This is a genomic window from uncultured Shimia sp. (assembly GCF_947493595.1).
Taxonomy (GTDB): Bacteria; Pseudomonadota; Alphaproteobacteria; order Rhodobacterales; family Rhodobacteraceae; genus Shimia.
This window is the reverse complement of record NZ_CANLRL010000006.1, coordinates 149,148-165,298: the sequence shown is the minus strand read 5'-3', so window position 1 is coordinate 165,298 and position 16,151 is coordinate 149,148. Positions and strand designations below refer to the sequence as shown.

23 protein-coding genes are annotated in these 16,151 nt (G+C 58.1%); 12 read left to right on the top strand and 11 right to left on the bottom strand.

The window, feature by feature from the left end; genetic code table 11:
- Nucleotides 1-58 precede the first annotated feature (58 nt).
- Nucleotides 59-604 (bottom strand): NAD(P)H-dependent oxidoreductase, encoded by a 546-nt coding sequence (locus tag Q0955_RS15015; RefSeq protein ID WP_299425552.1) that lies wholly within the window; start codon nt 602-604, stop codon nt 59-61.
- Between the two features lie 123 nt (nt 605-727).
- Between Q0955_RS15015 and Q0955_RS15010 the strand changes: the two genes are divergently transcribed.
- The 3 genes from Q0955_RS15010 (at nt 728) to Q0955_RS15000 (ending at nt 3,118) form a co-directional block, all read left to right on the top strand.
- A complete protein-coding gene (locus Q0955_RS15010; RefSeq protein ID WP_299425550.1) occupies nt 728-1,612 on the top strand; it encodes a LysR family transcriptional regulator in 885 nt (294 codons plus the stop codon).
- Nucleotides 1,609-2,490 (top strand): DMT family transporter, encoded by an 882-nt coding sequence (locus Q0955_RS15005; RefSeq protein WP_299425547.1) that lies wholly within the window; start codon nt 1,609-1,611, stop codon nt 2,488-2,490. The genes Q0955_RS15010 and Q0955_RS15005 overlap by 4 nt, the downstream gene beginning before the upstream one ends.
- 127 nt (nt 2,491-2,617) lie before the next feature.
- On the top strand, nt 2,618-3,118 hold the full coding sequence (locus Q0955_RS15000) for a ClbS/DfsB family four-helix bundle protein (protein ID WP_299425544.1): 501 nt from the start codon (nt 2,618-2,620) through the stop codon (nt 3,116-3,118).
- On the opposite strand, the gene Q0955_RS14995 is transcribed toward Q0955_RS15000, so the two are convergent.
- Nucleotides 3,084-3,431 (bottom strand): metalloregulator ArsR/SmtB family transcription factor, encoded by a 348-nt coding sequence (locus Q0955_RS14995; RefSeq protein ID WP_299425542.1) that lies wholly within the window; start codon nt 3,429-3,431, stop codon nt 3,084-3,086. The genes Q0955_RS15000 and Q0955_RS14995 overlap by 35 nt on opposite strands.
- Nucleotides 3,432-3,771: 340 nt before the next feature.
- Here Q0955_RS14995 and Q0955_RS14990 point away from each other — a divergent pair, with 340 nt between their 5' ends.
- From Q0955_RS14990 to Q0955_RS14965, 6 genes are all read left to right on the top strand, one after another.
- The gene (locus Q0955_RS14990) at nt 3,772-4,101 is read left to right on the top strand and encodes an AtpZ/AtpI family protein (RefSeq protein ID WP_299425540.1); all 330 of its coding nucleotides are present in this window, start codon (nt 3,772-3,774) and stop codon (nt 4,099-4,101) included.
- A 2-nt stretch (nt 4,102-4,103) separates the two neighbouring features.
- Nucleotides 4,104-4,862, top strand: coding sequence for a F0F1 ATP synthase subunit A (locus Q0955_RS14985; protein ID WP_299425537.1), 759 nt, complete (start codon nt 4,104-4,106; stop codon nt 4,860-4,862).
- A gap of 55 nt (nt 4,863-4,917) precedes the next feature.
- Nucleotides 4,918-5,142, top strand: a complete 225-nt coding sequence (locus tag Q0955_RS14980; protein ID WP_299425534.1) for a F0F1 ATP synthase subunit C — start codon at nt 4,918-4,920, stop codon at nt 5,140-5,142.
- An 81-nt stretch (nt 5,143-5,223) separates the two neighbouring features.
- Nucleotides 5,224-5,745, top strand: coding sequence for a F0F1 ATP synthase subunit B' (locus Q0955_RS14975; RefSeq protein WP_299425531.1), 522 nt, complete (start codon nt 5,224-5,226; stop codon nt 5,743-5,745).
- A 5-nt stretch (nt 5,746-5,750) separates the two neighbouring features.
- Complete coding sequence (locus Q0955_RS14970) at nt 5,751-6,314, top strand: F0F1 ATP synthase subunit B (protein ID WP_299425528.1); 564 nt, start codon at nt 5,751-5,753, stop codon at nt 6,312-6,314.
- Between the two features lie 134 nt (nt 6,315-6,448).
- Nucleotides 6,449-6,832, top strand: coding sequence for a hypothetical protein (locus Q0955_RS14965; protein ID WP_299425526.1), 384 nt, complete (start codon nt 6,449-6,451; stop codon nt 6,830-6,832).
- Here the strand turns inward: Q0955_RS14965 and Q0955_RS14960 are convergent.
- A complete protein-coding gene (locus Q0955_RS14960; RefSeq protein ID WP_299425523.1) occupies nt 6,829-7,467 on the bottom strand; it encodes a ribonuclease T2 in 639 nt (212 codons plus the stop codon). The genes Q0955_RS14965 and Q0955_RS14960 overlap by 4 nt on opposite strands.
- Before the next feature lie 154 nt (nt 7,468-7,621).
- Between Q0955_RS14960 and Q0955_RS14955 the strand changes: the two genes are divergently transcribed.
- The gene (locus Q0955_RS14955; RefSeq protein ID WP_299425520.1) at nt 7,622-8,377 is read left to right on the top strand and encodes a DUF1013 domain-containing protein; all 756 of its coding nucleotides are present in this window, start codon (nt 7,622-7,624) and stop codon (nt 8,375-8,377) included.
- A gap of 68 nt (nt 8,378-8,445) precedes the next feature.
- Here the strand turns inward: Q0955_RS14955 and recR are convergent, their stop codons facing one another.
- The 4 genes from recR to Q0955_RS14935 all read right to left on the bottom strand — a co-directional run bounded on the left by recR (nt 8,446) and on the right by Q0955_RS14935 (nt 11,726).
- Nucleotides 8,446-9,036, bottom strand: coding sequence for a recombination mediator RecR (gene recR / locus Q0955_RS14950; protein ID WP_299425517.1), 591 nt, complete (start codon nt 9,034-9,036; stop codon nt 8,446-8,448).
- Between the two features lie 66 nt (nt 9,037-9,102).
- Nucleotides 9,103-9,447 carry a YbaB/EbfC family nucleoid-associated protein gene (locus tag Q0955_RS14945; RefSeq protein ID WP_168591473.1) on the bottom strand — a complete coding sequence of 115 codons (345 nt, stop codon included), beginning with the start codon at nt 9,445-9,447 and terminating at the stop codon, nt 9,103-9,105.
- 98 nt (nt 9,448-9,545) lie between these two features.
- The gene (locus tag Q0955_RS14940) at nt 9,546-11,354 is read right to left on the bottom strand and encodes a DNA polymerase III subunit gamma/tau (RefSeq protein WP_299425792.1); all 1,809 of its coding nucleotides are present in this window, start codon (nt 11,352-11,354) and stop codon (nt 9,546-9,548) included.
- Nucleotides 11,355-11,447: 93 nt separating this feature from the next.
- The gene (locus Q0955_RS14935; RefSeq protein WP_299425514.1) at nt 11,448-11,726 is read right to left on the bottom strand and encodes a hypothetical protein; all 279 of its coding nucleotides are present in this window, start codon (nt 11,724-11,726) and stop codon (nt 11,448-11,450) included.
- A 111-nt stretch (nt 11,727-11,837) separates the two neighbouring features.
- On the opposite strand from Q0955_RS14935, the gene Q0955_RS14930 reads away from it, so the two are divergent.
- On the top strand, nt 11,838-12,332 hold the full coding sequence (locus Q0955_RS14930) for a protein-tyrosine phosphatase family protein (protein ID WP_299425512.1): 495 nt from the start codon (nt 11,838-11,840) through the stop codon (nt 12,330-12,332).
- Between the two features lie 69 nt (nt 12,333-12,401).
- Here Q0955_RS14930 and Q0955_RS14925 read toward each other — a convergent pair whose 3' ends face one another.
- On the bottom strand, nt 12,402-12,929 hold the full coding sequence (locus Q0955_RS14925) for a cytochrome c family protein (protein WP_299425509.1): 528 nt from the start codon (nt 12,927-12,929) through the stop codon (nt 12,402-12,404).
- 139 nt (nt 12,930-13,068) lie between these two features.
- Between Q0955_RS14925 and Q0955_RS14920 the strand changes: the two genes are divergently transcribed.
- On the top strand, nt 13,069-13,905 hold the full coding sequence (locus Q0955_RS14920; RefSeq protein ID WP_299425789.1) for a prephenate dehydratase: 837 nt from the start codon (nt 13,069-13,071) through the stop codon (nt 13,903-13,905).
- On the opposite strand, the gene Q0955_RS14915 is transcribed toward Q0955_RS14920, so the two are convergent.
- The 3 genes from Q0955_RS14915 to nudC form a co-directional block, all read right to left on the bottom strand.
- Nucleotides 13,862-14,404 (bottom strand): hypothetical protein, encoded by a 543-nt coding sequence (locus Q0955_RS14915; protein WP_299425506.1) that lies wholly within the window; start codon nt 14,402-14,404, stop codon nt 13,862-13,864. The genes Q0955_RS14920 and Q0955_RS14915 overlap by 44 nt on opposite strands.
- A gap of 127 nt (nt 14,405-14,531) precedes the next feature.
- On the bottom strand, nt 14,532-14,999 hold the full coding sequence (locus Q0955_RS14910; RefSeq protein ID WP_299425503.1) for an SRPBCC family protein: 468 nt from the start codon (nt 14,997-14,999) through the stop codon (nt 14,532-14,534).
- Between the two features lie 41 nt (nt 15,000-15,040).
- Complete coding sequence (gene nudC, locus Q0955_RS14905) at nt 15,041-16,015, bottom strand: NAD(+) diphosphatase (RefSeq protein ID WP_299425500.1); 975 nt, start codon at nt 16,013-16,015, stop codon at nt 15,041-15,043.
- Nucleotides 16,016-16,151: the final 136 nt, after the last annotated feature.

The following is a 16,151-nucleotide window of genomic DNA, read 5'->3' as shown; positions in this document are numbered from 1 at the left end:
GTTGCCCCCGTCACATCCAAGATGTGACTCCCCCAGGCTATTTTGGGCAAGAAGAAGCTTAGGCGGCTTTGGCGGCCACTTCGGCACCGTCTTTGTTGAGGATGGTCACATCTGCGAGGCCCAAAAAGCCCAAGACAAAGCGTAGATAGTTTGAGGCGAAGTCGATGTCGGAGCCAATTTCGGTGCCCCCGGAGGCAAAGGTGACAATGACTTTCTTGCCTTCGAGCAGGCCTTTGGGGCCGGTGTCGGTGTAGGCAAAAGTCACGCCAGCGCGGGCCACTTGGTCGATCCAGGCCTTTAGCGACGCCGGGATGGAAAAGTTGTAGATCGCGGCGCCAATAATAATGGTGTCTGCCGCCTGAAGCTCTGCAACCAGCGTGTCAGAAATTTCCAGCGCGGCTTTCTGGGCGCCGGTGCGGGCTTCTGGCGGGGTGAAGGTGGCTTGGGTGAAGGCCTCGTCCAAAAACGGCAGCGTGGTTTCCGCCAGATCGCGGCGGATGACGTGGCTGGCGTCTTGCTCAGCGACCAGTGCCGCAGAGGCGGTGCGGGAGGCGGAATCGGTGAAGCGTGCGGAACTGTCGATGTGCAGAACTGTGTGGGTCATTGTGGATCTCCATGCGAGTGTGTCTGTGATTGAGGAGAAGATGGGGTATTGCAATTTCACACGCAATCGCAGCAAATGCGCATGACGTGTTTGAATTTGCACAAAGCGCAGTGAGGTCAGGACATGAAGAATTGGGATGAGGTGCGCACGGCGTTTCAGGTGGCTCGACTGGGCACTGTGAGTGGCGCGGCAGAAGTTTTGGGTGTGCACCATGCCACGGTGATCCGCCACATTGACGCGTTAGAGGCGCAGTTGGGCGTGAAGCTGTTTCAGCGCCATGCGCGGGGCTATACGCCAACGGAAGCGGGGGAAGACCTGATGCGCGTGGCACAGACCACGGACGATCAGCTGGGTCAATTGGAGGGCCGTATCAAAGGTCGCGGCGCGGATGTGTCCGGTGAATTGGTGGTCACGGCGTTGGGCGGGTTTGCCCCGTTGGTGGCGCCAATCCTTGCGGATTTTCAGGCAGCACATCCAGATCTGATGGTGCGGTTTTTGACCGGAGATCGGGTGTTCCGACTGGAATATGGCGAGGCGCATGTGGCGATCCGGGCCGGAGATGGCGAGGTGCAGCCGGACAATGTGGTGCAAAAGCTCGCGCATTTGCCCGCAGCGATGTACGGCGCGGATAAGTATATTGCCAAATATGGCGCGCCAAAAGATGAAGCAGATTTGGTGAACCATCGCTTTGTTGGGCACGACAATCCAGACAGCCGGGCGCCTTTCTACCGGTGGCTGAAGACGCAGGTGCCGCGTGAAAATGTGGTGTTTCGCTCGTCGTCTGACCGGGCCACCGCCGCAGGGATTCGTCAAGGCGCAGGTTTGGGGTTTTTGCCTGTATGGGATGTCGAACCGGGTGAACCGTTGACGCAGGTCTTGGCGCCCAGAGATGAGTGGGCAATCAATGTGCGTCTGATCACCCATGTAGATCTACACCGCACCATCAAAGTACAGACGTTTTTGGCGTTCCTCAAAGAGCGGGCGCAGGATTGGACTTCCACGCGATGACGCTACATTTGCGCGGCCATTTGGCCATGTTGCTGTTCTCCGCATTGGTGGCCGGGTCGTTTTCGCTTGGATCAATGAGCGCCAATGCGGTGGAACCCGCGGCACTTAACGCGGTGCGCTTTTTGATTGCGGCGGGGGTGATTGGGGTGGCGGCTCTGGCCACCAAAGGCCTCCCGGCCACTGCATGGCGTGCGCCTTGGCGATATCTGATCCTTGGCGGGCTGTTTGCGGGCTATTTTGTGCTGATGTTTGAGGGATTGAAGACCGCCCATCCAGTGAGCACGGCAGCGGTGTTCACTTTGACGCCGCTCATGTCGGCCGGATTTGGCTGGGTTCTACTGCGTCAGATCACCACCAAGCGCATGTTTGTGGCACTGGGCATTGGCGGCATCGGGGCGCTGTGGGTTATTTTTCGGGCTGACTGGCAGGCGTTTCTGCGCTTTGAAGTGGGGCAGGGCGAAATCTACTATTTCTGGGGCTGCATGTTGCACGCGCTTTATACGCCGATGGTCCGTAAGTTGAACCGTGGCGAAGCGCCGGTGGTGTTCACCTTTGGCACCCTGATTGCCGGGTTGGTGATCCTGACCGGCGTTGGGTGGCGCGATCTTTGGACAACAGAGTGGCTGGCGCTGGAACCGCTGGTCTGGGGGACCATTGTCTATTTGGCGGTGTTTGCCTCCGCAGCGACCTTTGTTTTGTTGCAGTTTGCCACGCTGCACCTGCCCAGTGCCAAGGTTATGGCCTACACCTATCTGGTGCCCAGCTGGGTGATCTTGTGGGAGATCGGCTTGGGGCATGGGGCGCCCAGTGGTTTTGTGCTGATTGGCATTGGCCTGACCTGTGTGGCGCTGTGGATGCTGCTTGAAAACGAGGGATAAGACGCGCCTGGCTAAGGCAGATTTTGGGTGCTACCAATTTTTTCCTGCAGATTCGCTCATTGGGTGCCTTGACTCACGTCAAAGATGAAGATGTGGCGCGCAAGTATCTTTGAGCGGGAGGTGCGTTATGCCTGCAGCTACGACCAAAGCGGATTTGTTGGCCGTTGCCGACGTTGAATTTAAGAAACTTCAAAAAGTGATTGCGACCGTGCCGCCGGATCTGGCGCTGTATCAACATGGAGACAATTGGAGCATGCGCGACGTGTTGGTACATCGCGCGCATTGGATTGATTTGTTTTTAGGTTGGTATGCCGATGGGCAGGCGGGTATAGCGGTGGCCTTTCCGGCGCCAGGATATAAGTGGAACCAGCTTAAAGCGTATAACGCAGACTTGCTGGCCAAACATCAGGATGTGGATTGGGGCACGGCCAAGGCTGGGTTTGAGGCGGCGCATTTGCGGTGGCATCAGTTGATTGATGGTCTGGATCAAGAGGCGCTGTATGGCAAGGCGATGAAAGGTGGCAACAACAACTGGACCACCGGACGCTGGGCGGAGGCGGCGGCGTCGTCACATTACCGATCGGCGGCAAAGTTTATTCGGGCGTGTCTGCGGGAGACGGCGGCGTAAGCTCGGTTTCAAGGAAGCGCTCAAAGGCATCCAGATTGACCGGTTCAAATTGCCCAAAGCCCTGCATCCAGACCGAGGCGGCACGCATGGCGTCCGGTTGCAGTTTGCACCACTTCACCCGCCCGCGTTTCTCTTGTGCAATCAAGCCAGCTTTGGTCAGGATCACCAGGTGTTTGGAAATTGCGGCGAGAGAGATGTCAAACGGCTCCGCCACATCGGTCACGGCCATATCATCCTCAAGCAACATGTTGAGGATCGCGCGCCGTGTTGGGTCAGCGAGGGCAGAGAAGACGGTGTCGAGTGGATTTGACATGCGCCCTGCCTAACGGGTGAGGGCGGGTGGGGTCAATGAAGGGGCGCGCCCGGAGCGCCCTAGGGGCAATCCATTAGCGTCAGCAATGGGTCAGACCGAACCAGAAATGCGGGTGCCAGAGCCGCGGCGCGGCAAAGATCAACCAAATCGTTGAATATCGTCGTGAGGCGGGAATTGAGGCAGTCAGGCAACAATGGTCGACGGCCAGTCATCATGGGGTTGGGGTTATCGTGAATGTTTTCAATGATTTATGCCGATTGCCGCAACCTCGATTCACGCATTGACTCAGAACGTGCTGCACCGTAGCAATGCGCCAACGTTAGCGAGGGGTTAATTGCGCGTGAGCGAGACCGACCACAAAGACCAGATGAAACGTCTGGAGGACCGGATCGCAGCAGCCAAGAAGGCTCAAGACCCAAAACCCCGCGCTGATGAGCACTATTCGGCGGCCAATTTGGCCTGGCGCATGGTCATCGAAATGGTTTCCGGTCTTGGGATCGGATTTGGCATCGGATACGGGCTGGACAGCCTGTTCGGGACAATCCCGATTTTTCTGGTGCTGTTTACAATGCTTGGTCTGGCCGCTGGCGTCAAAACGATGCTGAACAGCGCCAAAGAGATCGAAAAGAAACAAGTGGCTGAGGCCACTGAGAGAGACGAGAGGGACTGAACGTGGCAAGCGAAGCACACGGCGCAGAACAAGGCGGCCTAGAATTCCACCCAATGGATCAGTTTCTGGTGAAGCCTTTGTTTGGCGGCCACGAAGTTGGCCTGTTCACCATCACCAACGTCACCCTGTGGATGGCGCTGGCTGTTGTGGCGGTAGTTGCCATGATGGTTGTGGGCACACGTCGTCGCGCGATCATCCCGAGCCGCGGACAGTCCATCGGTGAGCTGGCCTATGGCTTCATCTACAAAATGGTCGAAGACGTAGCCGGCAAAGACGCCGTCAAGTTCTTCCCATATATCATGACGCTGTTCATGTTCATCGTGATGTCCAACTTCCTGGGTCTGATCCCTGGTTCCTTCACAACCACATCCCACTTTGCCGTGACCATCGTGCTGGCGCTGCTGGTGTTTGTGACCGTGACCGTTGTTGGCTTTGTGAAAAACGGCGCAAGCTTCCTTGGCCTGTTCTGGGTGTCCAGCGCGCCGCTGGCGCTGCGTCCGGTGCTGGCCGTGATCGAAGTGATTTCCTACTTTGTCCGTCCGGTGAGTCACAGCGTTCGTCTGGCAGGCAACGTAATGGCCGGTCACGCCGTGATCAAAGTGTTCGCAGGCTTTGCTGCTGTGGCGGTGATCAGCCCGGTGTCCGTGGTCGCGATCACCGCAATGTATGGCCTTGAGGTGCTTGTTGCCTTCATCCAGGCCTACGTCTTTACCATTCTGACCTGTGTATATCTGAAAGATGCGCTGCATCCTTCGCACTAACGGTCCCAGAACTCGAACTCTATCTATTAACTTCCAATCGTAAGGAGATACACTCATGGAAGGTCAACTCGCACACATCGGCGCAGGTCTCGCAGGCATGGGTACAGGCATCGCAGCACTTGGTGTTGGTAACGTTGCTGCCAACTTCCTGGCCGGCGCTCTGCGCAACCCATCCGCAGCTGCTTCCCAGACTGCAACTCTCTTCATCGGCATCGCGTTTGCAGAAGCACTGGGCATCTTCTCGTTCCTGATCGCTCTGCTGCTGATGTTCGCCGTCTAAGCCTAGCGGAATACATCCTTACGGCTGGGTGGGCGCCACGCGCTCACCCAGTGTAACCAGGAAGTTCCCAAGGAGGACGCTATGGCGACCAATACCAACGCCGCTGAAGCGGTACATCCAATGCCGCAGCTGGAACCCTCGTTTTGGGGCAACCAGGTGGTCTGGCTTCTGATCACACTTGTTGTGATCTACCTCGTCCTGTCGCGCATTGCGCTGCCGCGCATCGCTGCGGTTCTGGCAGAGCGTCAGGGGACCATTACGAATGACATCGCCGCAGCTGAAGAGCTGAAGGCGAAAGCCGTGGAAGCGGAAGAGGCTTACAACAAAGCCCTCGCCGACGCCAAAGCCGAAGCAGCGCGTATCGTTGCCGAAGCCAAAGCGGAGATCCAGGCTGACCTGAACGCGGCCACCGAAAAGGCGGACGCAGATATTGCAGCGAAGGCTGCCGAGTCGGAGAAGGCGATTGCCGCGATCCGTGCCGGTGCGCTGGAAAGCATCAAAGACGTGGCCAACACCACCACTGTTGAATTGGTATCTGCCCTGGGTGGCACAGCTGATGATGCGGATGTGGCAAAAGCCGTTGATGCGCAGATGAAGGGCTAAGACACATGCGTAAACTGACCACAGTTGCAGCTGTCATGGCGCTGAGCGCCACCCCGGCGCTGGCCGCAAGCGGTCCATTCTTCTCGCTGCGCAACACTGACTTTATTGTGACACTGGGTTTTATCCTGTTTGTCGCAATCCTGATGTACTTCAAAGTGCCCTCCATTCTGGGCGGCCTTCTGGACAAACGTGCAGACGACATCAAATCCGAACTGGACGAAGCCCGCGCCCTGCGTGAGGAAGCCCAGACGGTTCTGGCGTCTTATGAGCGCAAACAGAAAGAAGTTCAGGAGCAAGCTGCCCGCATCGTAGAGCACGCCAAGAGCGAAGCTCAGGCAGCTGCGGACCAGGCAAAAGTTGATCTGGAAGCTTCTATCGCGCGCCGTCTGGCCGCTGCGGAAGACCAGATTGCCTCGGCAGAAGCCGCGGCTGTCAAAGAAGTTCGCGATCAGGCGGTTGTTGTCGCCGTAAGCGCAGCTCGTGACGTGATTTCCCAGCAGATGACAGCGGCGCAAGCCAACAAGCTGATCGACGCTGGTATCTCTGAAGTAGACGCCAAGCTGCACTAAGCCTGCTGATTGTCTGAACAAGTTTAAGAAAACCCGGTCCTGAATGGGCCGGGTTTTCTGCATTTTTGCCGCCTTTCAGCCGCATTCTCATGGTGTTTCTCTGACCAACGGAGACACGACCTGGGAGTTTTGAGATGTATAAGGTGGCACTTTTTTTGGTAATCGCGGCGGCCACGGGCTGCTCCGGTGGCACCACAAAAGTTTCAACCAAATCCGCACCGCTGGAACCCGGTGAGGTGTATTGGGCCAAAAACCAATTGGCGGTCCAGACGGACCTCCCTGGCGAAGCGCGGTTTCAGAACTTTGAGATTATGGCGCTGAGCAATGGCGATCGGGTCTATTGTGGTGAAATGAACGCCATGTCCCGGTCGGGGATCGCGGAGGGCTTTGTGCCGTTTTACATGCGCCGCAGCGCCGGCACAGTGAAGGCTGTGAACACCAGTGCGGACAGCGCCGATTTCTCCGCAGAGAAATGCGCAGACGCGCGTGGAGGCGCGCTGCGTATCAATAAGGTCTAGCGGACGGGATCAAAGCGCGCGTTGGGGAGCGTGCAGTCTTTGATTACGTCTCGGCCGCAGGGCACCGGTGTCAGGTCTTTGGACAAACACACGCGGGCTTCCTGAATGAAGCTGTCACGGCACGTGATGGTCAGCATGTCCGGCTCAAGCTGTGGGTTGGCTTTGAGGAATGCATCCTCCACCACGGAGGCGGGCAGTTTCACGGTTTTGTCTAGCTTGCGGAACACAGCCGGGCGGGTGACGCTCTCATAGGCTTTGCGCGCGGTGGCGAAGTAGTCTTCGCCGGACAGGCCGGAACACTTGCCGTGCTTCTTCCACTGGTACCAAGCCAGGCCAGAGGTGCCCATGATGTCGGCCATAGAGTTGGTCACATGGCGCGGCGGATTGCGTTCTGATGTGACGCAGTGAGACGGCCAGCCGCGATGATACTGTGGCCAGAGACCATGCATAACCCAGCCAAAGTCTTCGCTGTCATCGCATTGCGGGCTGCCTTTGGCGTCGCCTTCGATGGCGCACCAGTTGGGGGACCAGCTGAGTGCCAGCACATAATAGTCAAACTCACCGGCTTTATCGCCGTCGGCAATTGCCTGCCCAGAAACCAACAGGGCAAGGGCTATACCCAGCAATGAACGCATTCACTCTTTCCTTTTTTGTTCAGCCGCACTATATCGGGCTCAAGTTCCCCTACAACGGAAACCCGCACCAGACCATCGGTGCCGTCTGGCAAAAGTCAGGCGCCGGGAAATCTGTATCCTTTTTCAGGGGAAAAACGTCGTAAGGAGTAGAGATATGGCCAAGCTGCTGCACCCCAAAGCCACTGCCGTCTGGCTGGTGGACAACACCACGATCAGCTTCAAACAGATCGCGGATTTTGTTGGCATGCACGAGCTGGAAATTCAGGGCATCGCAGATGGCGATGTGGCTGCGGGCGTGAAGGGGTTTGACCCGATCACCAACAACCAGCTGGTTCAAGCGGACATCGATGCAGCGGAGAAAAATCCGCTGGCGAAACTGAAGCTCAAGTTCAACGCAGCGGCGTCTGGTGAAGAAAAACGCCGCGGCCCACGCTACACCCCGCTGTCCAAGCGCCAAGACCGCCCTGCGTCTATTCTGTGGCTGGTGAAGTTCCACCCGGAACTGTCTGACGGTCAGGTGAGCAAACTGGTGGGCACCACCAAGCCAACCATCCAGGCGATTCGTGAGCGGACCCACTGGAACATCGCGAACATTCAGCCGATTGATCCTGTGGCTCTGGGCCTGTGTAAGCAGTCTGAGCTTGACGCAGCAGTTCAGAAGGCTGCGGCTAAGCGCGCTGCCGAAGGCGTTGTGATGTCGGATGACGAGCGTCGTAAGCTGGTCTCTACCGAGCAATCGCTGGAGATGGACGCGGAGCCGAAGATGCCGACCTCGATTGAGGGTCTGGAGACCTTCTCTCTGGCGGATGACGATGAAGATGACACCGATAAGCGCTCTGACGACGACTTTGCGGATGCGGACAGCTTCTTCAACTTGCCGGGTGGCGATGAGGAAGAGCAGCCGCGGTAAGCGCTGTAACAGTACAAGATTGGAAGGCCGTGCTTACCCAGCGCGGCCTTTTTTGTTTTAGGGGAGGATTAGAGGGTTTTGCGGGCTGTCAGGGCCGCGCTGATGGTGCCTTCGTCGAGGTAATCCAGCTCGCCCCCCACCGGCACGCCCTGCGCCAGAGATGTCAGGCGCACGTGCTCTTCCAATTGGTCCGCAATGTAGTGCGCAGTGGTTTGGCCATCCACGGTGGCGTTGAGCGCGAGGATGACCTCAGAGATCCCTTCGCTGACAACGCGGTCCATCAGGCGCGGGATAGAGAGCTCTTCAGGGCCAACACCTTCTAGCGCGGAGAGAGTGCCACCAAGTACGTGATAGCGGCCGTCAAACACCTGCGCCCGTTCCATGGCCCAGAGGTCAGCCACGTCTTCGACCACGCACAGCACACCGGTGGCGCGTTTCTCGGAAGAACAGATGTCACAAATATCGGAGGTGCCCACGTTGCCGCAGTTCAGGCATTCACGCGCGGTGGCGGCGACCTGCAACATGGCGTCAGACAATGGTGTGAGCAAAAGTGCGCGTTTACGGATCAGGTGCAGCACCGCGCGCCGGGCTGAGCGGGGGCCAAGCCCGGGCAGCTTGGCCATCATCTCTATCAGTGTGTCAATTTCGGAACTGCTCATGTCCGGGCCTTTTCTGGCATGCCTTTTGTTGGACTATAGCAAGAACCAACCCGGAACACACCTACCTTAGAACGGCAGTTTCATGTCCGCTGGCAAGCCAAGCTCGGAGGTGATTTTGCCAAGCTCTTCTTGCGCGCGGTCGCTGGCTTTGGTTTGCGCGTCTTTGATTGCGGCCAGGATCAGGTCTTCGACCACTTCCTTGTCGTCGCCGTTGAAGATCGAAGGATCGATGTCCAATGCTTTCAGCTCGCCCTTGGCAGAGGCGGTGGCTTTCACCAGACCGGCGCCGCTTTCGCCCACCACCATGATGTTGTGCAGCTCGTCCTGCATGTCGGTCATGCGGGTCTGCATTTCCTGGGCTTTTTTCATCATGCCGGCCATGTCGCCGAGATTGCCGAGTCCTTTGAGCATTGGGTCTCTCCTAAATGTGATTGCTTGCCGCCTAGATACGGATCAGGTGGCTTATAAACAAGGGTTTGATGGCAAATAGCGTTAAGCGCTAGAATGGCTCACTCTTCAAACGGATCCCATTCGTCTTCGACCTCGGGCAGAGCTTCTGCAAGCGCTTCATTTGCCAATTCACGACGGGATTTGATGTCGGTGATTTTAGATTTTGGAAAGGCTTCCATCACCGCCTGTACCAGCGGGTGGCCCAGCGCTTGCTCGCGCATTTCGTTTTCAGCGGCGTCGCGGATTTCGGCAATCGAAGGCGCACCGCCTTCGTTCACCAAGATCACCGCCCAGCGGGTGCCGGTCCAGCGTTGCAGTTGGCTGCCCAGCTTTTGCGCCAGATCGTTGGGGGCACCGGGCGCGGGTTGAAACTCGATGCGGCCGGGCTGGTAGTTGGCGAGGCGCACGTATTCTTCGACATGCACGCGCAGCACGCCGTCGCGGCGTTGGCGGATCAGTTCCACTACATGTTCAAAGGTTGGGTATTTGGCCAGAGCAGCGTCGTTCTGCACGGCCAGCGCTGTCACGGTGCCGCCGCCGGCGTGGGCTGTTGGCGCGCCATGCATTGGGCCACTACCGCCAGCCATTGGGCCGCCTTGTGCATTGGTGCTACCTGCGCCTGGGCCACCACCGTAGCCGCCACCACCGTTGGGTGGTGTGGGGGGAGGGGGCGTGTCTTGCAGTTTGCGCACAAGTTCTTCCGGGCTGGGCAGGTCCGCGACGTGGGTCAGGCGAATGATCGCCATTTCGGCGGCCATCATGGCGTTGGGCGCGGCGGCGACTTCTTCAAGTGCTTTGAGCAACATCTGCCACATGCGGGTGAGCACGCGCATCGGCAAGTCGGTCGCCATGGTCTGACCACGGGCGCGTTCGTCCGGGCTGACAGTGGGGTCTTCGGCAGCTTCAGGGGTGATCTTCACCACTGAGACCCAGTGGGTGATCTCCGCCAGATCGCGCAGCACCGCCATCGGATCAGCCCCAGCGGCATATTGGGCGGACAGCTCGTTGAGTGCGCCACCGGCATCGCCGCGAAGGATCATGTCAAACAGGTCGAGCACGCGGCCCCGGTCCGCAAGCCCCAGCATGGCACGGACTTGATCCGCGGTGGTTTCTCCAGCACCGTGGGAAATCGCTTGGTCCAGCAGAGAGGTGGCGTCCCGTGCAGAGCCTTCAGCCGCGCGGGTGATGAGCGCAAGCGCATCGTCGGCAATCTCCGCACCCTCGGATGTGGCGATGCGGGTCAACATGCCAATCATGTCTTCGGGCTCAATGCGGCGCAGATCAAAGCGTTGGCAGCGCGACAGTACCGTGACCGGGACTTTGCGAATCTCGGTGGTGGCAAAGATGAATTTTACGTGCGCGGGCGGTTCCTCAAGCGTCTTCAACAACGCGTTAAACGCGCTGGTGGAGAGCATGTGCACCTCATCGATGATGTAGATCTTGTAGCGCGCGGAGGCGGCACGGTAGTGCACGGAATCGATGATTTCGCGGATGTCATTCACACCGGTACGGGAGGCGGCGTCCATCTCCATCACGTCGACGTGGCGGCCTTCCATGATGGCGGTGCAATGCTCGCAGACACCACAGGGCTCGGTGGTGGGGCCAGAGCCGCCATCGGGGCCGATGCAGTTCATGCCTTTGGCGATGATCCGCGCGGTGGTGGTTTTGCCGGTGCCGCGGATGCCGGTCATGACAAAGGCCTGCGCAATCCGATCCGCTTCAAAGGCGTTTTTCAGGGTGCGCACCATCGCGTCCTGCCCAACCAGATCCGCAAAGGTTTCGGGGCGGTATTTGCGTGCGAGAACCTGATAGGCGGTGTCTGGAGAGTCGGTCATGGTGCCTCGTGCCGTTTGTCCTTGGCAAACTATGCGCTGGAACGGTCTGCGTCCAGCAACTCCATGTGCAAAACGCCCTGCAATTTGCAGGGCGTTCGATTGTTGTGAATGAAGCGTCAGATCACATCAATTTGGATCGTCGTCACCGCCGCCGTCTTCACCGTTTTTGTTGGGGGTGTTGCCTTCAAGGTTCTCACCACCATTGCCGCCGCCATTATCTACGCGACCGTTGTCACCGCTCACGTTGAGGCCTTTGGGAGATTTGCCGTCATAGCCGCCGCCAGAATCGCCCCAGCCATTTTTGTTGCCTTTGTCGACGCCTTTGCCGTTGCCGATACCGGCCGTTGCGAGGCTTGCGGACGCTAGAATTAAAGTTGTGGTTAGGAAAATTGTCTTGAGTTTCATGGGTTGGTCCTCCTGAAAAGAGGCGTCACATTGTATCAAAAATCGGGTGAGTCGACGACTCGGCAGGGGTTGTAATCCTCTGTCCAGGCACACTCAGGCAAAGGATGAAAAATGGGATTCGCGATTGCAACTTTAGAGCTCGGTGAAGGTGCTCTGGGAATTTCCCCGATCCCGGGCGGCGATGGAGATGTGGCGGAAGCTGTTGAGACCATTTCGGCTTGGAGGGCGTCTCTGGTCCTGACTTTGACCGAAGCGCACGAACTGGATGCGGCGGGTGCGCAAGGCCTTGGAACGCTGTTGGCTGAGCATCAGATTGCGTGGTGGCACAGGCCTATTGTTGATTTTCAGAACCCATCGGAACAGGAGGGAGTGCGGTGGGCGGCGCTTTGTGAGGATGTGGCAGGGCAAGTGGCCGCAGGCGCGCGCGTCTTGATTCACTGCAAGGGGGGGTGCGGCCGTTCAGGTATGGTTTTGCTGCGCGTGCTGCTTGATGGAGGGGAAACACCATCTGACGCTTTGGCACGATTGCGCGAAGTGCGGCCCTGTGCGGTGGAGACCGATGCGCAGATGGCCTGGGCCACACATGGCGTGCTCACACAAGCCTAGGCAGAAGACCAAAAGAAAAAGACCGCAGGCGATGCTGCGGTCTTTCCAAATTCACAAAACCGGTAAGGCTTAGCCGCCGATGGTCGCCAAGTAGGCAATCAGGTTGGCGCGGTCGGTGGCCTTTTTCAGACCGGAGAAAGCCATTTTGGTGCCTGGTGCGAAACTTTTTGGGTTTGTCAGGAAACCGTCGAGGTTCTCCGCGGACCAAGTGTCAGCGACAGCAACGAGCGCGCCGGAGTAGTTGAAGCCAGGAACAGAGTCCACGGCGCGGTCAACCACACCGTAGAGGTGAGGACCGGTGCCGTTCGCACCATCGTCCAGTTTGTGGCAGGCTTTACACTTGCTGAAGACCTTGGCGCCTTTGTCGACGTCAGCAGCAGCCAGCAGCTCTTCCAGAGAGGGACCTTCTTCAACTGCGGCACCGGCGTCGTCGCCGCCTTCCACTTCGATCACATACGCCTGTTGGGCGTGATCGTCACCGTGGCCTTTGGGGCCGGTGTGGTACAGGATTTCAGCGGCCCAGCCGCCCAGCAGGAATACCAGCAGAGCCCCACAGAGGGCGCCCACTACTTTGGTCATTGTCATCGTGTCGAACATGCTACGTTTCCGTCTCGTGGCGTTTGTCGGCTATCTATCCGCTTCCCCTAAGCGAACGCAAGGTATAGTTACCGCGACGAAACGCCCTCGGTACAAAAATTGCGCAGAAACCGGGGAGAAGAGGGACAAAATGGACCAATTGACCAATCGGATCGCCTTTCAGGGGGAAGCGGGCGCTTACTCCCACGAAGCCTGCCGCAAAGCGCGGCCGGAAATGGAGGCGATGCCGTGCCGCACCTTTGAGGAGGTGATTGACGCGGTGAAGAGTGGTCAGGCGGATCTGGCCATGTTGCCAATCGAGAACTCCACCTATGGGCGTGTTGCGGACATTCACCGTCTGTTGCCGGAAAGCGGCTTGCACATCATTGATGAGGCCTTTGTACGGGTGCGGATCAGTCTGATGGGCTTGCCGGGCGTACCGATGGAGGAGATCGACACGGTGCGGGCGCATCTGGTGCTGTTGCCGCAGTCAGCCAATTTCCTGAAGTCGCATGGCATGAAAGGGTACTCTGCAGCGGACAGCGCTGGGGCCGCACGGGAGTTGGCTGAGCATAAGACTCGCAACGAAGGTGTGTTGGCGTCAGAGCTGGCGGCGGAGATCTATGGGCTGGATGTGCTGGCGCGAGATGTGGAAGACCACGGTCACAACACCACGCGCTTCCTGATTATGTCGCGTGAGCCGGATTATGCCCGTCGCACGGACCACAAAATGATGACCACATTTGTGTTTGAAGTGCGCAACATTCCTGCGGCGCTCTATAAGGCGATGGGCGGCTTTGCCACCAACGGCATCAACATGACCAAGCTGGAAAGCTATATGGTCAACGGCAGCTTCACCGCGACACAGTTTTACTCCGATATTGAAGGCCATCCAGAGGATCGCTCTGTCCAACTGGCGATGGATGAGCTGCGGTATTTCACCAATGACGTGACTATTCTGGGGGTGTACCCAGCGGAGCGCGACGCGGTTCGGTAGACTTACGTATCGCACGGGCGGCAAGTGCTCTGTGTGTTGCAAAGAGCAGTATCATCGGAAGCGACATCTGCAAAAATCGGTTGCTGTCAAAGGACAGCGCCCAAACCGTTGCTGCTGTGCTGACACCAATCAGGATACGGTTGCTTTGTTTGGTTGATTGGCTGTCATTCACGTGAGGGATATTGAGGAAGCCGGTTTTTGAAACCACCGCGAGAATGCAGCCTGTAGTCAATATCGACAAGAATAGCAGAGGTTGCGCGTAGGTATTTAACACTGCTCCGGCCGCCTCCAGGTCCAAGGCATAGAGGGCCTCGATCGTGGGGGTAATACTCAGCAAGTAGAGGTTGATGCCCAGGAATAAGCTGTGCGGTGACAGGATGCGCTTAGCATACAAACAGCAGGTGATCAGCGCGAGGCCTGCGCCACTCCAGCCTGCGCTGCGCAGGCTGTCAGTTGTCAGAGACACAGCGAGAAAGGCCAAAGATGGCGCATACTCCATGGCTGTATGCCAGATTGGCTTGCGAAGTAACGGAGCCACAAAACGTTTTACCCACACTTGTACAATGCCAATGTGGCCATGGTGTGCGGTAAGCGCAACCACTTACGCGTGTGTGGATTGGTAGGCCTTAAGCCATACGCGAGTAGCGGTCTTCCAAATCGTCGCGCAGCGCTGCCATTCGTTTGCCCATACGTTTGTTCAGCGAGCTGCGGGCCAGTTTGAGCGACTGCAACAAAAGTCGTGCTGACAGGCTGTTGGCGCGCATACCGGACCAGAACTGAATGCGGGTGCGGGTGCGCGAGAGGGCGACCAGTTCGATTTTGATGTCGGTCTCCAAGCCTTGCAGAATGGCTTTCATCTCGATCTCATTGGGCGCGTCAAATCCGGTCATTTCCAGATTTAGCTCACGGGATTTGCCGCGAAACTGGAAGCCGACTTCCCATTTGGCACCCACGCCGGGGCGGGCCAGAGAGTCGAGGCGGGTGACCTCTGCACCGCGGCGCAGGGCGGAGCGTTCGTACACTTCGACATCCGTCAGCATGTCAAATGCCTGTGCAATAGGGATGTCGACGTCTTCTCTGCCGGTGAGTTCCATGGTGCCTCTGCGTCTGCTGCTATTTTGCGGCTATAGTCGCGTTATTCGAGCCTGTCCGCAAGCCAGTTCCGCAGAAGGAAGTGCGCGATGGCCCCTTTGCGTGCAGGTTTCAACGTGGGGTGTTGACCGGAGAACACGGTGAGCATGTCTTCGCGGCTGACCCAGAGTGCATCTTCGATTTCATTTGGGTCCAGAGTGATGTCGTCGTTCAGTGCTTCGCCGGCGCAGCCAAACATCAGAGACGAGGGAAACGGCCAGGGCTGGCTGGCGAGATAGGACACGGCGCCGACGCGCACGCCTGCCTCTTCAAAGACCTCGCGCCGGACAGCGGCTTCGAGTGTTTCGCCGGGTTCCACAAACCCTGCGAGAAGGGAGTACATGCCCTCGGGCCATCCGGGAGAGCGGCCCATCAGCACCTTGTTGCCTTTGGTGACGAGCATGATCACCACTGGATCGGTGCGGGGAAAGTGGGAGGTGTCGCAAGCGGGGCAATCCCGTTGCCAGCCGGATTGCGCCATGCGGCTTTCCTCGCCGCAGTTGGAGCAGAAACGGTGGGAGCGGTGCCAAGCAAAAATGGAACGTGCAGTGGCCGCCAGTTCGGCGTCGCGTGGCGAAAGATGAGCCATGACACCGCGTATCTCGACAAACAGATGATCGGCAGGGAGAGCCGGGTGATGCTGTTGGGTGGGGTCAAAGAACTGCTGGAGTTGGGCTTCGTCCAGTTCCGGTGGGGTCCAGGCGGAAATGTCGTGGGCGTAGAGCGCACTTCCGTCCTCTGAAAGGCCCAGGAAGATTGGTGGAACCGGCGGCTCTTTGGCTTCTTGAAGCAGCGGATGGTTGGTGGGTAGGTAGGCCAATTGGGCGCAGTTTTCCCCACAAAACAGCGGCTTGCCACGCCAGAGGACGATGCTGCGGCTGTTGGGGTTTGTGACGTGGGCGTTGGCGTCTTCACCGCGGATTTCGGCGGCGCGGTTGAGGGCGGACCCCCCAAAGGTAACGGTTTCGGCGTGTCGCATTGTGCTCTCCTGTTGGCACAGAGGTGGCATGTTGCGCGGTGGGCTGCAATCACATCTGTTTGAATAGAACGGTTTGTACTCAAAGGTGCGCTAGTTTGTGATTTACAATCATTCTAAAGTTGCGCACACTGGGCAG

Coding starts and splice junctions, on each gene's coding strand:
- Q0955_RS15015 (WP_299425552.1), bottom strand. CDS start 604: ATGACCCACACAGTTCTGCACATCGACAGTTCCGCACGCTTCACCGAT.
- Q0955_RS15010 (WP_299425550.1), top strand. CDS start 728: ATGAAGAATTGGGATGAGGTGCGCACGGCGTTTCAGGTGGCTCGACTG.
- Q0955_RS15005 (WP_299425547.1), top strand. CDS start 1,609: ATGACGCTACATTTGCGCGGCCATTTGGCCATGTTGCTGTTCTCCGCA.
- Q0955_RS15000 (WP_299425544.1), top strand. CDS start 2,618: ATGCCTGCAGCTACGACCAAAGCGGATTTGTTGGCCGTTGCCGACGTT.
- Q0955_RS14995 (WP_299425542.1), bottom strand. CDS start 3,431: ATGTCAAATCCACTCGACACCGTCTTCTCTGCCCTCGCTGACCCAACA.
- Q0955_RS14980 (WP_299425534.1), top strand. CDS start 4,918: ATGGAAGGTCAACTCGCACACATCGGCGCAGGTCTCGCAGGCATGGGT.
- Q0955_RS14975 (WP_299425531.1), top strand. CDS start 5,224: ATGGCGACCAATACCAACGCCGCTGAAGCGGTACATCCAATGCCGCAG.
- Q0955_RS14970 (WP_299425528.1), top strand. CDS start 5,751: ATGCGTAAACTGACCACAGTTGCAGCTGTCATGGCGCTGAGCGCCACC.
- Q0955_RS14965 (WP_299425526.1), top strand. CDS start 6,449: ATGTATAAGGTGGCACTTTTTTTGGTAATCGCGGCGGCCACGGGCTGC.
- Q0955_RS14960 (WP_299425523.1), bottom strand. CDS start 7,467: ATGCGTTCATTGCTGGGTATAGCCCTTGCCCTGTTGGTTTCTGGGCAG.
- Q0955_RS14955 (WP_299425520.1), top strand. CDS start 7,622: ATGGCCAAGCTGCTGCACCCCAAAGCCACTGCCGTCTGGCTGGTGGAC.
- recR (WP_299425517.1), bottom strand. CDS start 9,036: ATGAGCAGTTCCGAAATTGACACACTGATAGAGATGATGGCCAAGCTG.
- Q0955_RS14945 (WP_168591473.1), bottom strand. CDS start 9,447: ATGCTCAAAGGACTCGGCAATCTCGGCGACATGGCCGGCATGATGAAA.
- Q0955_RS14935 (WP_299425514.1), bottom strand. CDS start 11,726: ATGAAACTCAAGACAATTTTCCTAACCACAACTTTAATTCTAGCGTCC.
- Q0955_RS14930 (WP_299425512.1), top strand. CDS start 11,838: ATGGGATTCGCGATTGCAACTTTAGAGCTCGGTGAAGGTGCTCTGGGA.
- Q0955_RS14925 (WP_299425509.1), bottom strand. CDS start 12,929: ATGTTCGACACGATGACAATGACCAAAGTAGTGGGCGCCCTCTGTGGG.
- Q0955_RS14915 (WP_299425506.1), bottom strand. CDS start 14,404: ATGGAGTATGCGCCATCTTTGGCCTTTCTCGCTGTGTCTCTGACAACT.
- Q0955_RS14910 (WP_299425503.1), bottom strand. CDS start 14,999: ATGGAACTCACCGGCAGAGAAGACGTCGACATCCCTATTGCACAGGCA.
- nudC (WP_299425500.1), bottom strand. CDS start 16,015: ATGCGACACGCCGAAACCGTTACCTTTGGGGGGTCCGCCCTCAACCGC.